The sequence below is a fragment of the Streptomyces sp. NPDC050988 genome (genome assembly GCF_044456225.1).
Classification (GTDB): domain Bacteria; phylum Actinomycetota; class Actinomycetes; order Streptomycetales; family Streptomycetaceae; genus Streptomyces.
This window is the reverse complement of record NZ_JBITFQ010000027.1, coordinates 97,961-118,267: the sequence shown is the minus strand read 5'-3', so window position 1 is coordinate 118,267 and position 20,307 is coordinate 97,961. Positions and strand designations below refer to the sequence as shown.

Below are 20,307 nucleotides of genomic sequence, written 5' to 3'. Positions count from 1 at the left end.
CTCACTCCCCCGCCCGGGCGGGTGTCCGCGTACCCTTGCGTCCCGTGAACGCCACCGACCGCACCCCTGCCGACCTGCTGCGATCCGCGCTCGCCACGGATCCCGCGCGCCCCCTGGTGACCTTCTACGACGACGCCACGGGTGAACGTGTCGAACTGTCCGTGGCCACCTTCGCCAATTGGGTGGCCAAGACCGCCAACCTGCTCCAGGGCGAGCTGGCCGCCGAGCCCGGGGAGCGGGTCGCCCTGCTGCTGCCCGCGCACTGGCAGACCGCGGTGTGGCTGCTCGCCTGTTCCTCGGTGGGGGTGGTGGCGGATGTCGGGGGCGACGCCGGTGCCGCCGACCATGTGGTGGCCGGGCCCGGGCAGTTCGAGGCCGGGCTCGCGTGTTCCGGGGAGCGGGTGGCGTTGTCGCTCGCGCCGCTCGGACGGCGGTTCGCCCAGGTGCCCGCCGGATACGCCGACTACGCCGTCGAGGTGCCCGGTCAGGGGGACGTCTTCCAGGCGTACGGGCCTGTGGATCCGGAGGCTCCGTCGGTGGTTGTCGCCGGGGCCGAGCTGACGGGGGCGGAGGTTGTGGAGCGGGCTCGTGCGGATGCGCCCGCGCTGGGGCTGACCGGGCCTGGGGCCCGGCTGTTGTCCGCTCTTTCTTACGACACGTGGGAGGGGCTCAGCGCCGGGCTCTTCGCTCCGCTGGCTGTCGGGGGGTCCGTGGTGTTGTGCCGGAACCTTGAGCGGGTTGGGGAGGACGCGTTGGCGAAGCGGATCGAGAGTGAGCGGGTTTCGGCTACGGCTCGCCGCTGAGCGGCCCGTCGGGGGTGGCTGGGCCGAGTTTTTCGCCCCCGCCGCCCCTACCCATTCCCGTCACTACTCAGGGGCTCCGCCCCCGAACCCCCGCTCCTCAAACGCCGGAGGGGCTGAAATACCTCAGGGGCGCGAGGAACTGCGCGGCCAGCCACTACTCACCCGCACTCGCATCCCAACCTTGCACCCCTGCCCGTCGGGGGCCTGGGGGCGGAGCCCCCAGGAACAGGATGGGACGGGTAGGGGCGGCGGGGGCGAGGAAACCCCCCGTCCCCCATTCAGCCCACCTCCCGAAGCCCCCCGCCCCCCTCCCGGGCCATGGTCGTAGGAGTAGGTCCGTACGCCATGAGGGGTGGACTCAGACGTGAGCGACGCCGGAGGGACGCACGGTGCGGCACAGGCCCCGGTCGGGCCCGGGGCTGGCGCGTCTCCCACCGGAGCCGGGGTCAGGCGGCGCAGACGGCGCTGGCTGCGGTACATCGCCATCGGCGTCGTCGTGGTCGTGGTGGGCGCCGCGGGAGCCGGCTGGGTGCTGTACGAGAAGCTGAACGGCAACATCACGTCGGACGACGACACGGCCGCCGAACTCGCGCGGTTCGAGAAGGAGCGCCCGACCTCGCTGGTGCGCGACGCGCAGAACATCCTGCTGATCGGGTCGGACTCACGGTCGGGGAACGGGAACCAGAAGTACGGACGGGACTCCGGCACCGAGCGGTCCGACACCACGATCCTGCTCCACCTCGCGGCGAACCGGCGCAGCGCGACCGCGGTCTCGCTCCCCCGCGATCTGATGGTGGACGTGCCGAGCTGCCGCCGGCCCGACGGCAGCCGCACCGCACCGGTGTTCGCGATGTTCAACCACGCCTTCCAGAGCGGCGGTTCGGCCTGCACGATCCGTACGGTCGAGAAGCTGACCGACATCCGGATCGACCATCACATGGTCGTGGACTTCCACGGCTTCAAGGACATGGTCGACGCCGTCGACGGGGTCGTGGTCTGCCTGAAGGAGCCGATCGACGATCCCGCCGCCAAGCTCCGGCTGCCCGCGGGCAAGGTGAAGCTCAACGGCGAGCAGGCCCTCGGGTACGTACGCGCCCGCAAGACCATCGGCGACGGCAGCGACACCGACCGGATGGACCGCCAGCAGCGCTTCCTGGGCGCCCTCGTCAACAAGGTGCGCAGCAATGACGTACTGCTGAATCCGGTGAAGCTCTATCCGGTACTGGACGCGGCGACCTCGTCGCTCACCACCGACCCGGGCCTCGCGAGCCTGCGGGGCCTTTACGACCTGGTCCGCGGCATGCGCAACATCCCCACCGAACGTGTGCAATTCCTTACGGTGCCGCGGGAGTCGTACGCCTACAACGCCAATCGTGACCAGCTCGTGGAACCCGAGGCGGAGAAACTCTTCGAACGGCTGCGCATGGACGCCCCGTTGGAGGTGTCGAAGGAACTTCCGGAGGATTCCGGCACAAAGAGGAGCGGCTCGGAGCCGGTCGGCGACGGGGACGCGTACGGCGATTCGCACAACTCCGAGCCCGATGACGGAAGTTATGGCGAGCGGGAAGGAGAGCGGGCAGAGGACTTCGGCCAGGAATTCGGCCAGGAAGATGGCAAATCGGGCGCAAAGCGGCCCGAAGACCCCTCGCTGACACCGAGCCCCGCTCCCACATTCCGCGGGAACACAGCCGCCGAGGACGCCTGCGGTTAACGCCCGAACAGGCCTCCGAGTAAAGAGCACGCCAAGACGGGGAACGTACGTTCAAAGAATTGGGTGGATTGCCCGGTTGTAGGGACGTGGAATTTCTCACCGTCGTCGCTGTACGCCGAACTGGGCGGCTAGTGTGAGCGATCCGGTGCACCCGGTCCTGAGGTCTGTCCTGAGGTCGCGCACTGGTTGGACCGACTGACCGAGCGTCTTTTGAGGGGGAAAGACGCCGCGTGGCCCCGACGGAGGACTCAAGCAACCGTGGACGCGCAAGGCCGTGGGCGGGCGGACGATATCGATCCCGCAGACCAGTGGGTACTCAACCCGAGCACCGGTGACTACGAACTGCGACTGCAGAGTTCCGCACCGCAGTCGACTGTTCCCGGTCCCCGGAGAACCGCCACCCGCGCCGGAGGGGCGGCAACACGCCCGCGCACCGCGCCGGGCCGTGACCGGGAGATTCCGGGCACCGATCTGCCGGGACCGCGCAGGCGCCGTGGCGCGCCGGAGGAACCGCCTCCGGGTCGCCGCCGGACAAAACCCAAGAAGTCGCGGGCGAAGAAGATACTGCTGTGGACCGGCGGCGGCATGGCCTTCGTGCTGGTCGGTGTCTCGGCGGCGGCGTACGCCTACATCAAGCACCTCGAGGGCAACGTCGCCACGACGGATGTCGGCAGCGCGGGCTCCAGCGGCTTCAGCAAGGACGAGGCCTTCAACATCCTGATCATCGGTACGGACAAGCGCACCGGTGCGGGCAACGAGGGCTACGGCGACAAGGGCAGCGTCGGGCACGCCGACACGAACATCCTGCTGCACGTCTCCAAGGACCGTACGAACGCGACCGCGATGAGCATTCCGCGTGACCTGATGGTCGACATTCCGGACTGTCCGACCAAGCAGGAGGACGGCTCGGAGAAGATCATTCAGGGGACGCTCAACCAGCGCTTCAACACGAGCCTGGGACAGGGCGGCCGGAACGCGGGCTGCACCATGCGCACGGTCGAGGCGGTCACCGGCATCAAGCCGAACCACTTCATGATGGCCGACTTCAACGCCGTCAAGACCCTGACCACGGCGGTGGACGGCGTCGACGTCTGCGTGGAGAAGGCCGTCAACGACAAGGAGTCGAAGCTCAAGCTGCCGGCCGGTACGTCCAAGGTCGAGGGCGAGCAGGCGCTGGCCTTCGTGCGGACCCGGCACAGCTTCGGCAACCAGGGCGACCTCGACCGCATCAAGGTGCAGCAGCAGTTCCTGGGCTCGCTGATGCGCAAGATGGCGTCCAGCGACACCCTCACCAACCCCAGCAAGCTGCTGAAGCTCGCCGAGGCCGCCACCAAGGCACTGACCGTCGACACCGGCATCGGAAAGGTCAGCACGCTCAAGGACGTGGCGCTGGAGCTGAAGAAGGTGCCGCCGAAGAACATCACCTTCACGACGGTGCCGGTGGTGGACAACCCGGCCGAGAAGATCAAGGCGACCGTCGTCGTCGACGAGTCGCGTGCACCCCAGGTCTTCCAGATGATCAAGAGCGACACCTCCTTCACCGCGGTGAAGCAGAAGGAGGCGAAGGAGAAGGCGGCGGTCGCCGCCCGCCTCAAGGGCACGAAGGCCGACGCCTCCGAGGTGCGCGTCCAGATCCTCAACGGCGGCGCCCCGGCCGGCAGCGCCCAGGCGGAGCTCAACTGGCTGCAGCTCGAAGCGGGCGTGTCCAAGTCCGAGAACGCGGGCAACTCGGGTGCCACACAGGCCAAGACGACACTGGAGTACGCGCCCGACCAGGCGGACCAGGCCCGCAGGCTGGCCGACATCATGGGTCTGAGCGGCTCGGCGATGAAGCCGGGCAAGAGCGTCACCAACTCCCAGGGACTGCCGACGATGACACTCACGCTGGGAGAGGACTTCAAGGGCGCCGGGGTGAAGCTGAACTCCGCTTCGGCCGCCGCTCCGGATGTGGAGAAGTCCACGGCGGACAAGGTCCAGTGCGCCAGCTGATTCGCTGACGCGGGTGACCTGACGGGCCTGTCGCACGTCTTACGGGGCGAGCGACAGGCCCTTGCCGGATACGGAGTTGGTTCCGGGGGGGGCGGGATCGGCCGGTGCCGGGGGCTGGTTCGCCCGGTGCCAGGTGGGTCTGCCCGGTGCCAGGTGGGTCTGCCTGGTACCAGGTGCGGAGTTGGCCGCGTCAGGTGCGGGGCCGACTGAAATCCGGCTCGGAGTTGTCCGGCTTGGAACACAACCGTGCGGGGCCCACGTTGGTCTGACGTGGGGCACCGCTGTGTCGACTGCACGACCGCTGTGTCGACTGCACGTCTGTCCGACGTCGGCCGCATGCCGGGCCGACAGCACGCGGCCGTGCCAGTCGCTGATTTTGCCGACGCGTAGCCAACCCGGTTCGGACCCACAGGGGTCTGACAGGTGGCGGACCAGTGTCGGACAGGGTGGCCTGACAGGGTTCGCTCCGCACCGGCCGGGGAGGGCCGGACGCGGGGCGCGGCGTTGCCGGGCAACAGGGGTGGGGAAGGGGCAGGGAGTTGAGTCAGAGCAGTGTGCAGGGGGAGGTGCCCTCGGTCGAGGACACGATGTCCCTCGCTCCGCAGGGCAAGGACACGGCGGCCGGATCGGGCAGGCACGGCGGGAACAAGCGGCGGCCAGGAGGCCAGGGAACCGACCGGTCCCGCCGCAGACGGCGGGCGTTGCGCTGGTCGGCGACGGTCCTGTCGGTGGTGATACTCGGGACCGCCGGTACGGGATACCTGTACTACCGGCACCTGAACGGCAACATCGAGAAGGGCGAGCGCAGCAGCGGCGACTCGAAGGCGCCGAAGACGGCTCCCAACGCGGCCGGGCAGACTCCGCTGAACATCCTGCTGGTCGGCTCCGACAGCCGCGCCTCCGACGCGAACGTGGCACTGGGCGGCAGCAGGGACAACCGCGGCAACCCGCCGCTGGGCGACGTGCAGATGCTCATCCACCTGTCCGCGGACCGCAAGAGCGCCGCGGTGGTGACCATCCCGCGCGACACCCGGGTCGACATCCCCAAGTGCACGGACCCGGAGGACGGTACGACCTATCAGGCGACCAACACCATCATCAACAGGTCGCTGTCCCGCGGCGGAGCCGGCTGCACGCTGGCCACCTGGCAGAACCTCACCGGGGTCTACATCGACCACTGGATGACGATCGACTTCGCGGGCGTCGTGAGCATGGCGGACGCGATCGGCGGGGTCGAGGTCTGTGTGAGACAGAATGTGAAGGACGGTCCGCTGCCCGGTGTGCCCGGCGGCTCCGGCCTGAAGATGAAGGCCGGTAAGAAGAAGGTCAAGGGCAAGCAGGCGCTCCAGTGGTTGCGCACGCGCCACGCCTGGGGCAGTGACCTCATGCGGGCCAGGGCCCAGCACATGTACATGAACTCGATGATCCGCGGGCTGAAGGACCAGAACGTCTTCACCGACACGGGCCGCCTGATGGGCCTGGCCGAGTCGGCGACGAAGTCGCTGAAGGTCTCCGAGGAGATCGGCACGGTCAAGAAGCTGTACGACCTGGGCATGCAGCTCAAGACGGTGCCGACGAACCGCATCACGATGACGACGATGCCGAACGTCGCGGACCCGCTGGACGCCAACCACGTGGTGCCGGCCGGTGCCGACGCCGAGAAGCTGTGGTCGATGCTCCGCGACGACGTGCCGTTCGACAAGAACGGCTCGGACGCGGACGCGAAGAAGAAGACCGAGGAGAAGGTCTCCAAGGACCCGGCCGCGGCCGACGGCCAGATCGCCGTACAGGTGCAGAACGGCACGCGGACCGCCACGGAGGCGGCGGCGCCCCTGCGGGCGAGCGCGATCGCGGATCAGCTCACCAGCAAGGGCTTCACACAAGCGGTGGCGGACCGCTCCGCGGCGCTGAGCGAGGACAAGACGGTCGTCCGCTATCCGAGCGCGGACCTGGAGGGCGACGCCCAGCGGGTCGCCAAGTCCCTCGGGATTCCGCTGACTTCGGTGAAGCGGAGCACCGACGTCTCCGGTGTCACCCTCGTCGTGGGCGCCGACTGGCGTACGGGCACGGCCTATCCGAAGAAGTCGGCCCCGAAGGCCGGCGACGTCCCCGGCAACGCCGACGCCATCAACGGTTCGGACAAGAGCCAGTGCATGGACGTGTACGAGCCGTACCGCTGGTAGCCGTCCCGGCGGGGGCCTACCGCTGGTAGCCCTCCCGGCGGGGCGGCGGCCGGTGAACACACGCGTGGATCGCGCAACGCGAGCCGCGTCCAGGTCGGCCGCAGGTCCGCCACAGGTCCGCTACAGGTCCCCCGCGGCTGATCCCGCTGACGACGAAGGCCCCTTCCCGGTCCAGGAAGGGGCCTTCGCCATGTACGCCGAGGGGCGGTCAGGTCTCGCTCAGCACCGCCGGCCGCCGCGACGCGATGACCTTCTTCGCCAGGGCCTTCGGGCTGGTCAGGAAGCCGAAGCCCCAGGACATGTGCATGGTGGCGAGGGCGACGGGAATCTGCAGCCGGGCCTTCGGCGGCAGCCCCTTGCCCGCGGGGACGGAGCCGAGGGCGATCGCCGCGAGGTAGCCGCCGGGGACCAGGAAGCCCCAGGGGGTCACCGCCGCACCCACCACGAGCCCGGCGACGATCGCGCAGACCGCGGCCGGCGGGGCCAGATAGCGCAGGTTGATCGAACCCGAGTGGTAGCGGGCGACGACATGACGCCAACGCCCGTAGTCCTTGTACTGCTTGGCCAGGGCGCGCACCGAAGGACGCGGGCGGTACGAGACCCGCAGCTCGGGCGAGAACCAGATCAGGCCGCCCGCCTCGCGGATCCGGAAGTTCAGCTCCCAGTCCTGGGCGCGGATGAACTCCTCGTTGTAGCCGCCCTGTTGCTCAAGGGCCTCGCGGCGGAAGACACCGAGGTACACGGTCTCGGCCGGTGCGGCCTCGCCGCCCGTGTGGAAGGCCGCGTTGCCCACGCCGATCTTCGACGTCATCGCCGCGGCGACCGCGTGCTCCCAGTCGTTCTCGCCCTCGGCGTGCATGACGCCGCCGACGTTCTGCGCCCCGGTCTCCTCCAGGAGGCGGACGGCGGTCGCGATGTAGTTCGGCGAGAGGATGCCGTGCCCGTCGACGCGTACCACGATCGGGTGGCGGGACGCCTTGATCGCGGCGTTCAGCGCGGCGGGGGTGCGACCGGTGGGATTCGGCACCGTGTGCACACGGGGGTCTTCTCGTACCAGCTCGGCGGCGATCTCGTCCGTACGGTCCGTCGAGGGACCGATGGCGATCACGACCTCCATCTCGCCCCCGTACTCCTGGGCGAGGATCGCTTGGACGGCTCCGCGCAGATGCCGTTCCTCGTTGAGGACGGGCATGATCACGGAGACGGCGGGAAGCTGCACGTCGGGCTTGGCGTTCATCGCGGATTACGTTACCGCGAATGGGGGACACGGACGCGCGCCGCCCGGTCCCTGCGCCGGGCCGCAGATCGTATGGGCCTACGGTGCTCACGGACCCCCACACCCGGCCGACGCGGAGGTGTCCGCCTTGCCCACGCCGCCCCGCTCCCCCGCCCGCCCGCAGCGGCAGCGTCCAGCGCGGCCGCCCGTACGGCGCAGGCGGCCGCGCTGGGCCATGCGGGTGACGACCTCGGTGTCCGTGACGGTGCTCGCGGCGGCCGGCATCGGGCACGCGCTGCTCACCGGTCTCGGCTCCGACATCGACCGGATCGACCCCTTCAAGGACATGAAGAACCGGCCCGCGCACGGCCACGGCATGAACGTCCTGCTGGTCGGCACGGATGGCCGCGACCGGATCACCCCGGAGGAGAAGGAGAAGTACCGGCTCGGCGGCGCCCCCTGCCACTGCACCGACACGATCATGATCGTGCACCTCTCCGAGGACCGGAGGCGGGCCAGCATCGTGAGCCTGCCGCGCGACTCGTACGCAGAGACGCCCGCCCACATCGACCGGACCACCGGCCAGCGGCACCAGCCGCACCCGGTCAAGCTGAACGCCGCGTACGCGGAGGGCGGGCCCCAGCTGACCGTGCGGACCGTGGAGAACATGACCCATGTGAAGATCGACCACTATCTGGAGGTCGACTTCACCAGCTTCATCAAGACCGTGGACGTGCTCGGCGGGGTCCGGATCTGCACGGTGAAGCCGCTCAAGGACACCTACACCGGGCTCGACCTGCCGACCGGTGTGCACGACCTGAACGGCGGGCAGGCACTGCAGTACGTGCGCTCGCGGCACATCGACGGGGCCTCGGACCTCGGCCGGATGCAGCGCCAACAGCGCTTCCTGGCCGCGCTGATCGAGCGGGCCACCTCGTCCGGGGTGCTGCTCAACCCGATCAAGTTCCGGGAGGTGACCGGGGCCGTGCTCGGCTCGGTGCGCGCCGACAAGGGTCTCGGGTCGAGCGAACTCATCGACCTGGGGCGGGCGATGCGGACCTTCTCGCCGTCCTCCTCGGAGTTCACGACGGTCCCGATCGGGAAGATGGGGTACGCCGTCAAGGGCATCGGCTCGACCCTGAAGTGGGACGAGGGGAAGGCGGACCGGCTCTTCCGCACCCTGCGCGACGACAGGCCACTCGCCCCGCACCGGGTCCGCTCCAAGGCCCTGCGCGTCGATGTCGCCCCGCAGCAGATCCGGGTCCAGGTCGAGAACGGCACCATGACCGCCGGCCTCGGCCGCCGCGTCGACAGCGGCCTGTCGGCCACCGGCTTCCGCACGACCCGGGCCCCCGTGAACGCCCCCGACCGCTCGGTCCCGCGCACGATCGTCCAGTACGACCCCCGCTGGGACCGCTCCGCGAAGTCCCTCGCCACGGCCCTGCCCGGCAGCGAGCTGCGCCCCGTGAACGGCCAGGGCCCCCTGATGAAGGTCATCGCCGGCTCGGACTTCAAGCAGGTCCACAAGGTCCGCGCGGAGGACCCCACCCAGGGCGAATTCAAAACGGTGACGGGCGACCAGGTGGTCTGCCCGTAGCCCGGCAATCCAAGGAGGGGTTCGCCACCGAATGTGTTGTGGAGGGGCGCGCCCCTTCAGGGGCGCGGGGAACTGCGCGACCAGCCACAACGAACCCGCACCCGCCACACGCCCTAGTCGTCGAGCCCTTCTGCGGATCGTTTCTCCCGCAACTCCACAATCGCCCGCCGCCGCGCCAGCCGATGCGTACGCCGAATCTGCGCCTCCTGATTACGGCGCCGATCACGCTCACTCTCCGCCACCACCGGAGGTACCCGCCGAGGCTTCCCATCGGCATCCACCGCCGCGAACACCAGGTAGGCAGAGCCGACCTGCTGAGGCGGCGTCGACTCGTTCCAACGCTCGGCGAGAACGCGGACGCCGACCTCCATCGACGTACGACCCGTCCAGTTCACCTGTGCCTTCACATGCACGAGGTCGCCTACGCGTACGGGTTCCAGGAAGGCCATCTCGTCCATGGAGGCGGTCACGGCGGGCCCGCCGGAGTGCCGCCCGGCCACCGCGCCGGCCGCGTCGTCGACCAGTTTCATGATCACGCCACCGTGCACCGTGCCCAGAAGGTTGGTGTCGTTGTGGGTCATGATGTGGCTGAGGGTGGTTCGGGACGCCGAAGTCGGCTTGCCCGGAATATCGGATTCCGGGGTACGGGCCTGGTCTGTCATGCCGACCACCTTATGCCGGGCACTCGCAAGGGTTGCTTTGCATCAGGTCTGCAACAGCCCTGGTGCGATTTTCCGAAGACTCTTGTATGGCACACAGTGGGACCCTGCACACTGGGGCCCATGAGCGATTGGCCCCAGGGATACAACGGCGGCGACCGGCAAGGCCGCGGCAGCACAGGCGCCGAGCCCGAGGGCGCCCGTGTGATGCGGCAGGTGCAGCGCGGCCCGGGGGCCGGTCCACGCCCCACGGCGCCGTCACGCGGGGTCCCGCCCCAGCCGACGTACACGGACGGCTACGGCGAGGACGCCTACGACGGTTACAACACCGGACAGGTCTACGGCTCGCCGGGCGGAGGCGGTCCGCAGGAACCACCGGGCGGCCATGGACGGGGTCCGCGGCCCGCGCCGGACTGGCGCAAGCGGATCAAGTGGACGGCGATCACACTGGTCACCGTGCTGGTCGTGGTCTCCGTGGGCACGTACTTCTGGGCCGACTCGAAGCTCAAGCGCGAGGTCGACCTGTCGAAGGTGATCGACCGGCCCGACGGCGGCGAGGGCACCAACTACCTGATCGTCGGCTCCGACAGCCGCGAGGGCATGTCCGCCGAGGAGAAGAAGAAGCTCCACACGGGCTCCGCCGAGGGCAAGCGCACGGACTCGATGATGATCCTGCACGTCGGCGACAACGGGAACACGATGATCTCGCTGCCGCGCGACTCGAACGTGACGATCCCCACGTTCAAGGGCTCCGAGTCCGGCAAGACCTTCCCCGGCACCGGCCGTCAGGTGAAGCTCAACGCGGCGTACGCGGAGGACGGGCCCGAGCTGCTCGTGCGGACCGTCGAGGCCAACACCGGGCTGCGCATCGACCACTACGCGGAGATCGGCTTCGGCGGCTTCGCGAAGATCGTCGACGCGGTGGGCGGTGTCGAGATGGACATCCCCAAGGCGTTCAAGGACGACAAGTCCGGCGCCGACTTCGAGGCCGGCAAGCAGACCCTGAACGGTGAGCAGGCGCTGGCCTTCGTCCGTACGCGCTACGCGTTCGCGGGCAGCGACCTGGACCGTACGAAGAACCAGCAGAAGTTCCTCGCGGCCCTGGCGAGCCAGACGGCGACGCCGTCCACGATCCTCAACCCCTTCAAGCTCTACCCGACCATGGGCGCCGGCCTCGACACCCTCACCGTCGACAAGGACATGTCCCTCTGGAACCTCGCCTCGATGTTCTGGGCGATGAAGGGCATCACCGGCGGCGACGGCAAGTCGATGAACATGCCCATCTCCGGCAACTCGGCCAACGGCAACCTCCAGTGGGACACCGCCAAGGTCAAGACCCTGGTGAACCAGCTGAAGAACGACGAGAAGGTGACGGTGTCGGGGAACTGACCCGGTCCCGAGCCGTACCGCGGCGAGACGCGAAGGCCCCCGGCACGACGCCGGGGGCCTTCGACGTACGGCGGCGGGGCGTTACGGCAGGTTGCGCGCCATCACGATGCGCTGGACCTGGTTCGTGCCCTCATAAATCTGTGTGATCTTGGCGTCGCGCATCATGCGCTCGACCGGGTAGTCGCGGGTGTAGCCGTAGCCGCCGAGGAGCTGGACGGCGTCCGTGGTGACCTCCATGGCGACGTCGGAGGCGAAGCACTTGGCCGCCGCGCCCTGGAAGGTGAGGTCGCTGTCGCCGCGCTCCGACTTGGCCGCCGCCGCGTACGTGAGCTGGCGGGCGGCCTCGATCTTCATGGCCATGTCGGCGAGCATGAACTGGATGCCCTGGAACTCGGCGATCGCCTTGCCGAACTGCTTGCGCTCCTGGACATAGCCCTTGGCGTAGTCGAGGGCGCCCTGCGCGATCCCCAGGGCCTGGGCGGCGATCGTGATGCGGGTGTGGTCCAGGGTCTTCATCGCGGTGGCGAAGCCCGTGCCCTCCTCGCCGATCATGCGGTCGGCCGGGATGCGAACGTTGTCGAGGTAGACCTCGCGCGTCGGGCTGCCCTTGATGCCGAGCTTCTTCTCCGGGGCACCGAAGGAGACACCCTCGTCCGACTTCTCGACGACGAAGGCCGAGATGCCCTTGGAGCGCTTCGTGGGGTCGGTCACGGCCATCACCGTGTAGTACTCCGACTCGCCCGCGTTGGTGATCCAGCGCTTCACGCCGTTCAGCACGTAGAAGTCGCCGTCGCGGACCGCCTTCGTCTTCATGCCCGCCGCGTCCGAGCCCGCGTCCGGCTCTGAGAGGCAGTACGAGAACATGCCGTCGCCCTTGGCCAGCGGGCCCAGGTACTTCTTCTTCAGGTCCTCGGAGCCGGAGAGGATCACCGGGAGCGAGCCCAGCTTGTTCACCGCGGGGATCAGGGAGGAGCTGGCACAGACCCGCGCCACCTCCTCGATCACGATGACCGTGGCCAGCGCGTCCGCGCCCGCACCGCCGTACGTCTCCGGTACGTGCACGGCGTGCAGGTCGGAGGAGACCAGGGCGTCCAGGGCCTCCCGGGGGAAACGGGCCTCCTCGTCCACCGCCGCGGCGTACGGCGCGATCTTCGCCTCGGCCAGTGAACGGATCGCGTCACGGAGCATGTCGTGCTCCTCGGACGGGCGGTACAGGTCGAAATCAGCCGATCCGGCCAAGGTCTCTCACGCTCCAAAGACGCTGTGATGCTGACGCTAATTACCGTTAAGTAACTCAAATTTTAGGGGCCCGCCCACGGGAGTGATACGTGAGCTTGGCGACAAGGGGAAAACTGCCCGGTGAAGCACTCGAACAAGCCCCGACTATGCTCGGTCAGCGCACTCGAGGCGCGCTGCAGGCGCACACCTGACGGATACCTGACCGACACCTACTGGAGCATCCATGGCCCTCAAGATCACCGTGATCGGCACCGGCTATCTCGGCGCCACACACGCCGCGGCCATGGCCGAGCTGGGGTTCGAGGTGCTGGGACTCGACGTCGTACCCGAGAAGATCGAGATGCTCCAGCGGGGCCAGGTCCCGATGTACGAGCCGGGGCTCGAAGAGCTGCTGGCCAAGCACGTCTCCGGGATCGAGGGGTCCAGCGGGCGGCTGCGGTTCACCATGGACTGGGCCGAGGTCGCGGCGTTCGGCGACATCCACTTCGTCTGCGTGAACACCCCGCAGAAGCACGGCGAGTACGCGTGCGACATGTCGTACGTCGACGCCGCCTTCGCCTCGCTCGCACCCCATCTGACGGGCCCCGCCCTCGTCGTCGGCAAGTCCACCGTGCCCGTGGGGTCGGCCGAGCGGCTGGGCCGCACGCTCGTCGAACTCGCCCCCGCCGGCGAGGAGGTCGAGCTGGCCTGGAACCCCGAGTTCCTGCGCGAGGGCTTCGCCGTCCAGGACACCCTGCACCCCGACCGCATCGTGGCCGGCGTCCGCAGCGAGCGCTCCGAGAAGCTGCTGCGCGAGGTGTACGCGACGCCGATGGCCGAGGGCTCGCCCTTCGTGGTGACCGACTTCCCGACCGCCGAGCTGGTGAAGACCGCCGCGAACTCCTTCCTCGCCACCAAGATCTCCTTCATCAACGCGATGGCCGAGGTCTGCGAGGCCGCCGGCGGTGACGTCGTGAAGCTCGCCGAGGCGATCGGTTACGACGACCGGATCGGCAGGAAGTTCCTGCGCGCGGGCATCGGCTTCGGCGGCGGATGCCTCCCCAAGGACATTCGCGCGTTCATGGCACGCGCCGGTGAACTGGGCGCCGACCAGGCCCTCACCTTCCTGCGCGAGATCGACTCCATCAATATGCGGCGCCGCGGCCAGATGGTGGAAATGACCCGTGAGGCGCTGGGCGGCGGATCGTTCCTCGGGAAGCGGATCGCGGTGCTCGGCGCGACGTTCAAGCCGGATTCGGACGACGTCCGGGATTCGCCCGCGCTGAATGTCGCCGGGCAGATTCATCTGCAGGGCGGCCAGGTCACGGTCTACGACCCCAAGGGCATGGACAACGCCCGACGCCTCTTCCCGACACTGGCGTACGCGGAGACGGCCGCGGAGGCCGTACGCGGCGCCCACGCCGTTCTGCACCTCACCGAGTGGAGCGAGTTCCGCGAGCTGGACCCGGCGGCGCTCGGCGAGGCCGTGACGGACCGCGTCGTACTGGACGGCCGCAACGCGCTCGACCCCGCCGTGTGGCGGGCGGCGGGCTGGACGTACCGGGCGATGGGGCGACCGGCCGCCTGAGGCGCCACGACGGCTCGGCGCCACGGCGGCACGTCGGCCCGGCGGCTCGGCGGCTTGTTGTTCGCCGGGCACAGCCCTGCACTCCTTCTCTCCAATTGGTTCGAATCGCATTCGAGCAATGTGGTGGAATTGCCGTGCCGTGCGCGCTACATCTTCACAGTCGCAATGCGCGGAATGACGTCGTTGTAGCCCGTTCTCACAGCAGGGGTACCCCTGGAGGAGAGGCAGGCAACAGGCGATTAACCAACGCGTAGCCGCGCGGAATTCGGCTCCCACTCCACTGGTCCGCATTCACCGATCCGAATGACCGGACCATGCCAGGAGTGATCATGCCCCTGTTCAACAGGGCGGACTGGCCGAGGGATCACCGCGACGAGGTGGTCGCGGGCGCGCTCGTGGGCGCTGTGCTGATCGTGCTCGGCTACGCCTCGGGGATCGGCGCCCCGCCGTCGTCGGGGTCGGCACAGGCCGCCGTGCCGCCCGTGTCACCGCCCGCGGCGACGGCACCACCCAGTACGGCTCCGGCGCCGGGCGAGGAGGCGCCGGAGGGAGACGCGCCCGCGCCCCAAGTTCCGGGCGGGGTGGGCGAGTTGCCGATCGGCACCGGTGTCGTGCCGATCGGGGGCGGCGGCCATGCCGGGCACGGGACCGGCACCGGCAACGGGAGCGGCACGGGGAGCGGGGATTCCGGTACCGGTGGCCATGACGGTCACGGCGGGCAGGGTCCCACGCCCTCCCCCACGCCGACTCCCACCCCCTCGCCTTCGGAGCCCCCGGCCGACGACGGCTCCTGCGACGACGGCGACGTACACCTCGTACAGCCCCTGCTCACCGGGATCGCCGGGCTCACGGGCCAGGCCCTCGACCTCGCGGGCGGCACGAAACCGACACCCGGGCCGACACCCGAGCCGACGCCCTCCCTCTGCGTCGGAGTCGCCACCCCGGACCTCCTCTCCGCCCCGGACGACGCGGAGGCCACCCCGTGACATCCCAACCCCGCCTCCTCGCTCCCCTCCTCGTCCTCCTCACCGCCCTCCTGTACGTCCTCGCCGGCGCGGCGCCCGCCTCCGCCCACACCGAGCTGGTCCGCTCAACTCCCAAGGACGGCACGGAACTCGGCAAGGCGCCCGCCCACCTCACCCTCACCTTCGACGAGCCCGTCGAGCTGTCCGACGTACGCGTGATGACGCTCGACGGCGACCGGCTCCCCGTCTCCCGCGCCCCGCGCGGAGGCGGCGACACCGTGCGGGCCGCGTTCCCCGAGGTGGCTCCGAAGACCGGTGAACTCGCCGTCACCTGGTCCGTCGTCGACGAGGAGGACGGGCACGCGTCCTCCGGCCGGCTGACGTTCGGCATCGGTACGGCGGCGGCGTCGTCCCCCGCCGCCCAGGACCGCGGCGACGAGGCCGCACCCGCGCCCTCCCCCTCGGTGCGGCACGGCCTCGTCGCCGCTCGCTGGGCCGGTTATCTCTCGCTGGCCCTGTTCATCGGCGGGATCGCCTTCGTCGCGCTGCTCTGGCCGCGCGGGGCGGGTGAGCCGCGGGCACGGGCGCTGCTCGCCCTCGCCTGGACGGTCGGCCTGCTCTCGACGGTCGTGTCACTCGGACTGCAGGGCGCGTACGCCGAGTTGGGCGGCATCCGCGACGCGCTCTCGGCGTCGGTGTACGCGAACGTGCTCGCCACCGGGCCGGGTCTCGCGCTCGCCGCCCGCGGGCTGCTGTGGGTGCTCGCCGCCGTGGTGCTGAGCGCGCTGCTCCAGGGCGGCGGCCGTACGGCACGCTCGCCCGGCTGGCGGGTGGGTGCCCTCGCCGTGTCGCTCGGGCTGCTGCGCGCGACCGGGATGACGGGCCACAACTCCGAGGGCACGGAGCCGACTTGGGGTGCGCTGGCCGACCTGGTGCATCTGCTCGGGGCGAGTCTGTGGATCGGCGGTCTGGTCATGCTCGCGGTGGCCGTGCTGCCGCGCCGGGACCCCGACGAGCTGGCGCTGGTCGTGCCCGGCTACTCGAAGCTCGCGGGCGCGTCGGTGGCCGCGATCGCCGTGGCCGGGCTGGTGCTGGCCTGGCAGGTCGTGGGCTCGTACGACGCCCTGCTGCACACCTCCTACGGGCAGTTGCTGCTGGTCAAGACCGGTGTGCTGGCCCTCGTTCTGTTCGCCGCGTGGCGCAGCCGTCAGTGGGTGCGTACGCGTCTGGAACTCGCCGTGCTGTTGCGCGGCGAGGCCGCCACCGTGCGGCCCTTCGGTTACTCGGTCGCGGCGGAGACGGGGCTCGTCCTCGTCGTGCTCGCCGTGACGAGTCTCCTGGTCACGGCCGATCCCGGCCGCTGATCTCCCCTGAAAACCCCGAAATCCCCTCACAGACAAGGGAGTTGCGTTGATGCGCAGTAAAGACACCGGCGAACGGCGCCGCCGGGCGCCCGCCGGGAACCGCGCCCTGCTGGTCGCCGGGCTCGGCGCCGCCTTCGCGGCGGTGCTCAGCCTGGGGCTGCTTCAGGCGACGGCCGGCTCGGCGTCGACGACCGACACGGCGGCGGGCGCGGCTCAGGCGCCCGCAGCCGCGGCGGCCGAGGCCCAGCCCGCGGCAGCCGCCGCTGCCGACCACCAGGTCGACATCATGGGCAACAAGTTCGGCGACGGGAAGCAGCTGGTCGTCAAGGTCGGCGAGACCGTCCAGTGGACCAACCACGACACGGCCCCGCACACCGTCACCACCACCAAGGGCCCGAAGAAGTTCGACTCGGGCACCCTGGAGAAGGGCGACTCCTGGTCGTACACCTTCACCACGGCGGGGACGTACGAGTACTACTGCGCGGTGCACCCGGACATGGTGGCGTCCGTGAAGGTCGTCGCGGACGACAGCGGGTCAACCGGCGGGTCCACGGGTGGATCCACGGGTGGTTCCGGGACCGGCGGTACGTCCGGCGGCTCCACCGGCGGTACGTCGGGGGGCTCGACCGGCGGCTCCGGCTCGGGCGGTACGAGCGGGGGTGACACCGGCGGCACGTCCGGAGGCAGCTCCGGCGGAACCAGCGGTGGCAGCACCGGTGGGAGCACTGGTGGCAGTACCGGTGGCGGCACGGGCGGCGGGGACGGCGGCGACGAGCAGTGCGCCAGCGTCCAGGACGTGCTGCTGCCGATCCTGCAGCACCTCAACGCCGCGCACCTGGAGCGTTCGCCGGGTGAGCAGGTGCAGGACGCGCTGGCCCTCGACTCGTACATCAAGATGCACACCGTCTGGGTCGAGAGCATCCTCACGCCCGCCACGGAAGGCGGGGGCGCGGTCGTCGACGACACCCTCGGTGTGCTGCTCCAGCACGTCAACTCGGCACATCTGGAGGAGTCGCTCGGCCAGCAGATCACCGATCTGCTCAACGTCGACAGCTACGTGAAGATGCACACGGTCTGGGCCGAGCACATGCTCGCACCCACGACGAGCTATCTGACCAGCAGCTGCTGACACCGGCGCCACCAGCGCCGTGACAGGAGGACGCCGGGCCGGCCGAGGCTCAGTCGGCCGGCCCGGCGTCCGGCGTTCATTCTCCCCCGCTCTGTTTCTCCTCGGAAGGAGAACCAGGATGACGACCGTCACCCTGCCCACCGTCTCCCCACCGCCCGGCCGGTACGCCGTCGCACCCGGCCGCTCCTTCGCCGAACTCACCGCCTACTACGGACCGTTGGCGACCCTGCGACGCCGCGTCACCCTGACCGGGGCGTCGCTCACGGTCCCGGAACCCGACTCCGACTCCGACTCCGACTCCGAGTCCGTGTCCGAGCCCGGGTCCGAGCCCGAGCCCGTGTCCCTGTCCGAGGCCATGTTCCGGGCGGCGGGCGCGCGGCCCGTGTTCCGCTTCGACCTCGCCGGCACGATGAAGGCCTCCCTGGTCTCCGAGCACGTGGAACCCCTGGCCGACGGACGGCACCTGCAACTGCTCGCCGACCTCGACGTACGGGGTGTCGCGTTCCCGGTGCTGATGCGCCTGCGCGTGGTGAGGTGCGCCGAGGGGCGGCTACTGGTGGTGGGTTCGACCCGGCTCTCGTACCGCCTGCTCCGGCGCGCGACCGGCTTCCGGCTGCCGCGGTCCCGCCCGGCGACCCGGCTGCGGCTGCTGCTCGCCGCGGAGTTCGCGTGAGCGCGGGATGGCGGGGGCGGCGCGTGCCGCCGGGACCCGCCGCGTTCGCCGTACGCTCCGCACTCTCCCCCCTGCTCTCGGCACTCTCCGTACTCGTCCTGCTGGTACCGCTGTTGCTGCTGTGGGCGGCGCCCGGGCCCGCGTCGGCGGCCACCTACCGGGTGGCGATGAAGGGGTACGCGTTCGGGCCCGGGACCCTCACCGTCCCGGTGGGTTCCACGGTGACCTGGACCAACCAGGACACGGCCCCGCACGATGTGAAGACCACCTCCGGCCCGGCCTCCATCCACTCGCCGATGCTGCAGAAGGGACAGAGCTGGAGCTTCACGTTCACGACGGCCGGGTCGTACGGGTACTACTGCACCGTGCACCCGGACATGACGGCCCGAATCGTCGTCCGGGCGGCACCGACTCCCGCGGCACCGACTCATACGCATTCGGGGTCGGACGATCACGGGTCCGGAACGGGAGCCGGGGCCGGGGCCGAAACTGGCACCGGGTCCGGGACCGGGACCGGGCACCACACGGCTCCGACAACTCCGGCAGCCTCTCAGGCGGGGCGTTCCAAATCGCCGACTGCCACCAAGTCCCCGTCCGCACCGCCCACTTCGGCCCCGGCGGCCGCGGCGGCACCTTCGGCGGCAGGTCCGGCGGCGACCCCACAGGCCATCGAACCGACCGCCTCCTCCCGCCCCCTCGACGGCCTGCTCGTCCTGGCGGGAGTGGTGGCGGGAGTGGCCGTGCTGTGTCTGCTGCTGGTGGGTTCGCGCTCGGCGGCGAGGGAGAAACAGGACACCCCGTAGCCGTAGTGGCGGGGGCGGCCCGGCGGCCCCGGCTCGGGCTACTTCGCGCGATAGCGGCGCATCTTCGCCCGTGCCCCGCAGACGGACATCGAGCACCAGCGGCCGCGCCCCGCCGGACTGCGGTCGTAGTACGCCCAGTGGCAGTCCGGCGCCTGACATGCCTTGAGGCGGAGCCAGGTGCCGGCAGTGAGGGACTCGGCGACGGCCGCGGCCACCCGGGAGGTGAGGGCGGCCGGGTCCGCCGGCCGGAGGCTCGCGGAGCCGTCCGCCGCGGAGACCGTGACGACGAGCGGGGCCGAGGCAAGCAGCTCGTCGAGGGGTCGTACCTCCCGGTGTGCGGGATGGCCCGCGTGCGCGAGACAGACGGCCCGCAGCGACTCGCGCAGCTCCCGCGCGGCCTCCGCGTCGGCCTCCGCCAGGCCCAGCCCCGCGCGCCCCTCCGCCGTGTCCAGGGCATCGGCACCCGTCTCGATGTCCAGGGTGTTCACCAGGGACTCGAGCAGGGCCAGCCCACCGGGTGCGGGCGTGCGGTCATTCATGGTTGCGACGTTACCTCTTATGGGGGAGCATGCAGTAACCGTTACCTGTTGAGCCAGTTTGCAGGTAACGATCGACGCATGGACATCAGAGGAGGAAGTCATGGCTGTCGCCGAACTGGGCACCGTCGTTCTGGACTGTCCCGACCCCCGCGCACTCGCTTCGTTCTACGCCGGGGTGCTGGGCGGCACCGTCGAGACCGAGGGGGAGGCCGACTGGGTCGACCTGCGGCTGCCCGACGGACGGACGCTGGCGTTCCAGGCCGCCCCCGGCCACGTACCGCCGAAGTGGCCCGCGCCCGACGGCTCCCAGCAGTTCCATCTGGACCTGACGGTCCAGGACCTCGACGCGGCGGAGAAGGAGGTCCTGGCCCTGGGCGCGACCGTGCTCGAAGCGGCGGACCGTGGGCGGGGCTGGCGGGTGTACGCGGATCCGGCCGGGCACCCGTTCTGCCTCTGCGCCTGCTGAGGCGGAGACAGGGGC

Annotated in this window: 17 protein-coding genes; 13 read left to right on the top strand and 4 right to left on the bottom strand. The window is 70.2% G+C overall.

The genetic code is table 11. The annotated features are described in order from the left end of the window. Positions 1-44 precede the first annotated feature (44 nt). The 4 genes from ACIBEI_RS38080 (at position 45) to ACIBEI_RS38065 (ending at position 6,686) form a co-directional block, all read left to right on the top strand. A complete protein-coding gene (locus ACIBEI_RS38080; RefSeq protein ID WP_398895100.1) occupies positions 45-803 on the top strand; it encodes a TIGR03089 family protein in 759 nt (252 codons plus the stop codon). Between the two features lie 364 nt (positions 804-1,167). Then, a complete protein-coding gene (locus ACIBEI_RS38075; RefSeq protein WP_398895098.1) occupies positions 1,168-2,514 on the top strand; it encodes an LCP family protein in 1,347 nt (448 codons plus the stop codon). A 258-nt stretch (positions 2,515-2,772) separates the two neighbouring features. Continuing rightward, entirely contained in the window at positions 2,773-4,503 is a 1,731-nt protein-coding gene (locus ACIBEI_RS38070; protein ID WP_398895096.1) for an LCP family protein, read from the top strand. A gap of 587 nt (positions 4,504-5,090) precedes the next feature. Continuing rightward, positions 5,091-6,686, top strand: a complete 1,596-nt coding sequence (locus tag ACIBEI_RS38065; protein WP_398895121.1) for an LCP family protein — start codon at positions 5,091-5,093, stop codon at positions 6,684-6,686. A gap of 208 nt (positions 6,687-6,894) precedes the next feature. Here ACIBEI_RS38065 and ACIBEI_RS38060 read toward each other — a convergent pair whose 3' ends face one another. Then, positions 6,895-7,923, bottom strand: a complete 1,029-nt coding sequence (locus tag ACIBEI_RS38060) for a glycosyltransferase family 2 protein (protein WP_398895095.1) — start codon at positions 7,921-7,923, stop codon at positions 6,895-6,897. Between the two features lie 118 nt (positions 7,924-8,041). Here ACIBEI_RS38060 and ACIBEI_RS38055 point away from each other — a divergent pair, with 118 nt between their 5' ends. Further along, positions 8,042-9,499 carry an LCP family protein gene (locus tag ACIBEI_RS38055; RefSeq protein WP_398895094.1) on the top strand — a complete coding sequence of 486 codons (1,458 nt, stop codon included), beginning with the start codon at positions 8,042-8,044 and terminating at the stop codon, positions 9,497-9,499. Positions 9,500-9,612: 113 nt separating this feature from the next. Here the strand turns inward: ACIBEI_RS38055 and ACIBEI_RS38050 are convergent, their stop codons facing one another. Beyond that, positions 9,613-10,161, bottom strand: coding sequence for an acyl-CoA thioesterase (locus ACIBEI_RS38050; protein WP_307523832.1), 549 nt, complete (start codon positions 10,159-10,161; stop codon positions 9,613-9,615). A 120-nt stretch (positions 10,162-10,281) separates the two neighbouring features. Here ACIBEI_RS38050 and ACIBEI_RS38045 point away from each other — a divergent pair, with 120 nt between their 5' ends. Further along, positions 10,282-11,547: an LCP family protein gene (locus tag ACIBEI_RS38045; RefSeq protein ID WP_398895092.1), complete on the top strand. Its 1,266-nt coding sequence runs from the start codon at positions 10,282-10,284 to the stop codon at positions 11,545-11,547. An 81-nt stretch (positions 11,548-11,628) separates the two neighbouring features. Here ACIBEI_RS38045 and ACIBEI_RS38040 read toward each other — a convergent pair whose 3' ends face one another. Beyond that, a complete protein-coding gene (locus tag ACIBEI_RS38040) occupies positions 11,629-12,786 on the bottom strand; it encodes an acyl-CoA dehydrogenase family protein (protein WP_398895091.1) in 1,158 nt (385 codons plus the stop codon). 223 nt (positions 12,787-13,009) lie between these two features. Between ACIBEI_RS38040 and ACIBEI_RS38035 the strand changes: the two genes are divergently transcribed. The 6 genes from ACIBEI_RS38035 (at position 13,010) to ACIBEI_RS38010 (ending at position 19,287) form a co-directional block, all read left to right on the top strand. Then, complete coding sequence (locus ACIBEI_RS38035) at positions 13,010-14,353, top strand: UDP-glucose dehydrogenase family protein (protein ID WP_398895089.1); 1,344 nt, start codon at positions 13,010-13,012, stop codon at positions 14,351-14,353. Positions 14,354-14,682: 329 nt separating this feature from the next. Next, the gene (locus ACIBEI_RS38030) at positions 14,683-15,339 is read left to right on the top strand and encodes a hypothetical protein (protein WP_398895088.1); all 657 of its coding nucleotides are present in this window, start codon (positions 14,683-14,685) and stop codon (positions 15,337-15,339) included. Then, positions 15,336-16,682 carry a copper resistance CopC/CopD family protein gene (locus ACIBEI_RS38025; RefSeq protein WP_398895087.1) on the top strand — a complete coding sequence of 449 codons (1,347 nt, stop codon included), beginning with the start codon at positions 15,336-15,338 and terminating at the stop codon, positions 16,680-16,682. The genes ACIBEI_RS38030 and ACIBEI_RS38025 overlap by 4 nt, the downstream gene beginning before the upstream one ends. Before the next feature lie 49 nt (positions 16,683-16,731). Further along, the gene (locus tag ACIBEI_RS38020) at positions 16,732-17,811 is read left to right on the top strand and encodes a plastocyanin/azurin family copper-binding protein (RefSeq protein ID WP_398895086.1); all 1,080 of its coding nucleotides are present in this window, start codon (positions 16,732-16,734) and stop codon (positions 17,809-17,811) included. Between the two features lie 118 nt (positions 17,812-17,929). Further along, entirely contained in the window at positions 17,930-18,484 is a 555-nt protein-coding gene (locus tag ACIBEI_RS38015) for a hypothetical protein (protein WP_398895085.1), read from the top strand. Then, positions 18,481-19,287, top strand: coding sequence for a plastocyanin/azurin family copper-binding protein (locus tag ACIBEI_RS38010; protein WP_398895084.1), 807 nt, complete (start codon positions 18,481-18,483; stop codon positions 19,285-19,287). The genes ACIBEI_RS38015 and ACIBEI_RS38010 overlap by 4 nt, the downstream gene beginning before the upstream one ends. Positions 19,288-19,325: 38 nt before the next feature. Here the strand turns inward: ACIBEI_RS38010 and ACIBEI_RS38005 are convergent, their stop codons facing one another. Next, positions 19,326-19,826, bottom strand: coding sequence for a CGNR zinc finger domain-containing protein (locus ACIBEI_RS38005; RefSeq protein ID WP_398895082.1), 501 nt, complete (start codon positions 19,824-19,826; stop codon positions 19,326-19,328). A gap of 100 nt (positions 19,827-19,926) precedes the next feature. Here ACIBEI_RS38005 and ACIBEI_RS38000 point away from each other — a divergent pair, with 100 nt between their 5' ends. Beyond that, the gene (locus ACIBEI_RS38000; RefSeq protein WP_398895081.1) at positions 19,927-20,292 is read left to right on the top strand and encodes a VOC family protein; all 366 of its coding nucleotides are present in this window, start codon (positions 19,927-19,929) and stop codon (positions 20,290-20,292) included. Positions 20,293-20,307: the final 15 nt, after the last annotated feature.

Coding starts and splice junctions, on each gene's coding strand:
- ACIBEI_RS38030 (WP_398895088.1), top strand. CDS start 14,683: ATGCCCCTGTTCAACAGGGCGGACTGGCCGAGGGATCACCGCGACGAG.
- ACIBEI_RS38065 (WP_398895121.1), top strand. CDS start 5,091: ATGTCCCTCGCTCCGCAGGGCAAGGACACGGCGGCCGGATCGGGCAGG.
- ACIBEI_RS38050 (WP_307523832.1), bottom strand. CDS start 10,161: ATGACAGACCAGGCCCGTACCCCGGAATCCGATATTCCGGGCAAGCCG.
- ACIBEI_RS38035 (WP_398895089.1), top strand. CDS start 13,010: ATGGCCCTCAAGATCACCGTGATCGGCACCGGCTATCTCGGCGCCACA.
- ACIBEI_RS38045 (WP_398895092.1), top strand. CDS start 10,282: ATGAGCGATTGGCCCCAGGGATACAACGGCGGCGACCGGCAAGGCCGC.
- ACIBEI_RS38000 (WP_398895081.1), top strand. CDS start 19,927: ATGGCTGTCGCCGAACTGGGCACCGTCGTTCTGGACTGTCCCGACCCC.
- ACIBEI_RS38020 (WP_398895086.1), top strand. CDS start 16,732: ATGCGCAGTAAAGACACCGGCGAACGGCGCCGCCGGGCGCCCGCCGGG.
- ACIBEI_RS38015 (WP_398895085.1), top strand. CDS start 17,930: ATGACGACCGTCACCCTGCCCACCGTCTCCCCACCGCCCGGCCGGTAC.
- ACIBEI_RS38005 (WP_398895082.1), bottom strand. CDS start 19,826: ATGAATGACCGCACGCCCGCACCCGGTGGGCTGGCCCTGCTCGAGTCC.
- ACIBEI_RS38060 (WP_398895095.1), bottom strand. CDS start 7,923: ATGAACGCCAAGCCCGACGTGCAGCTTCCCGCCGTCTCCGTGATCATG.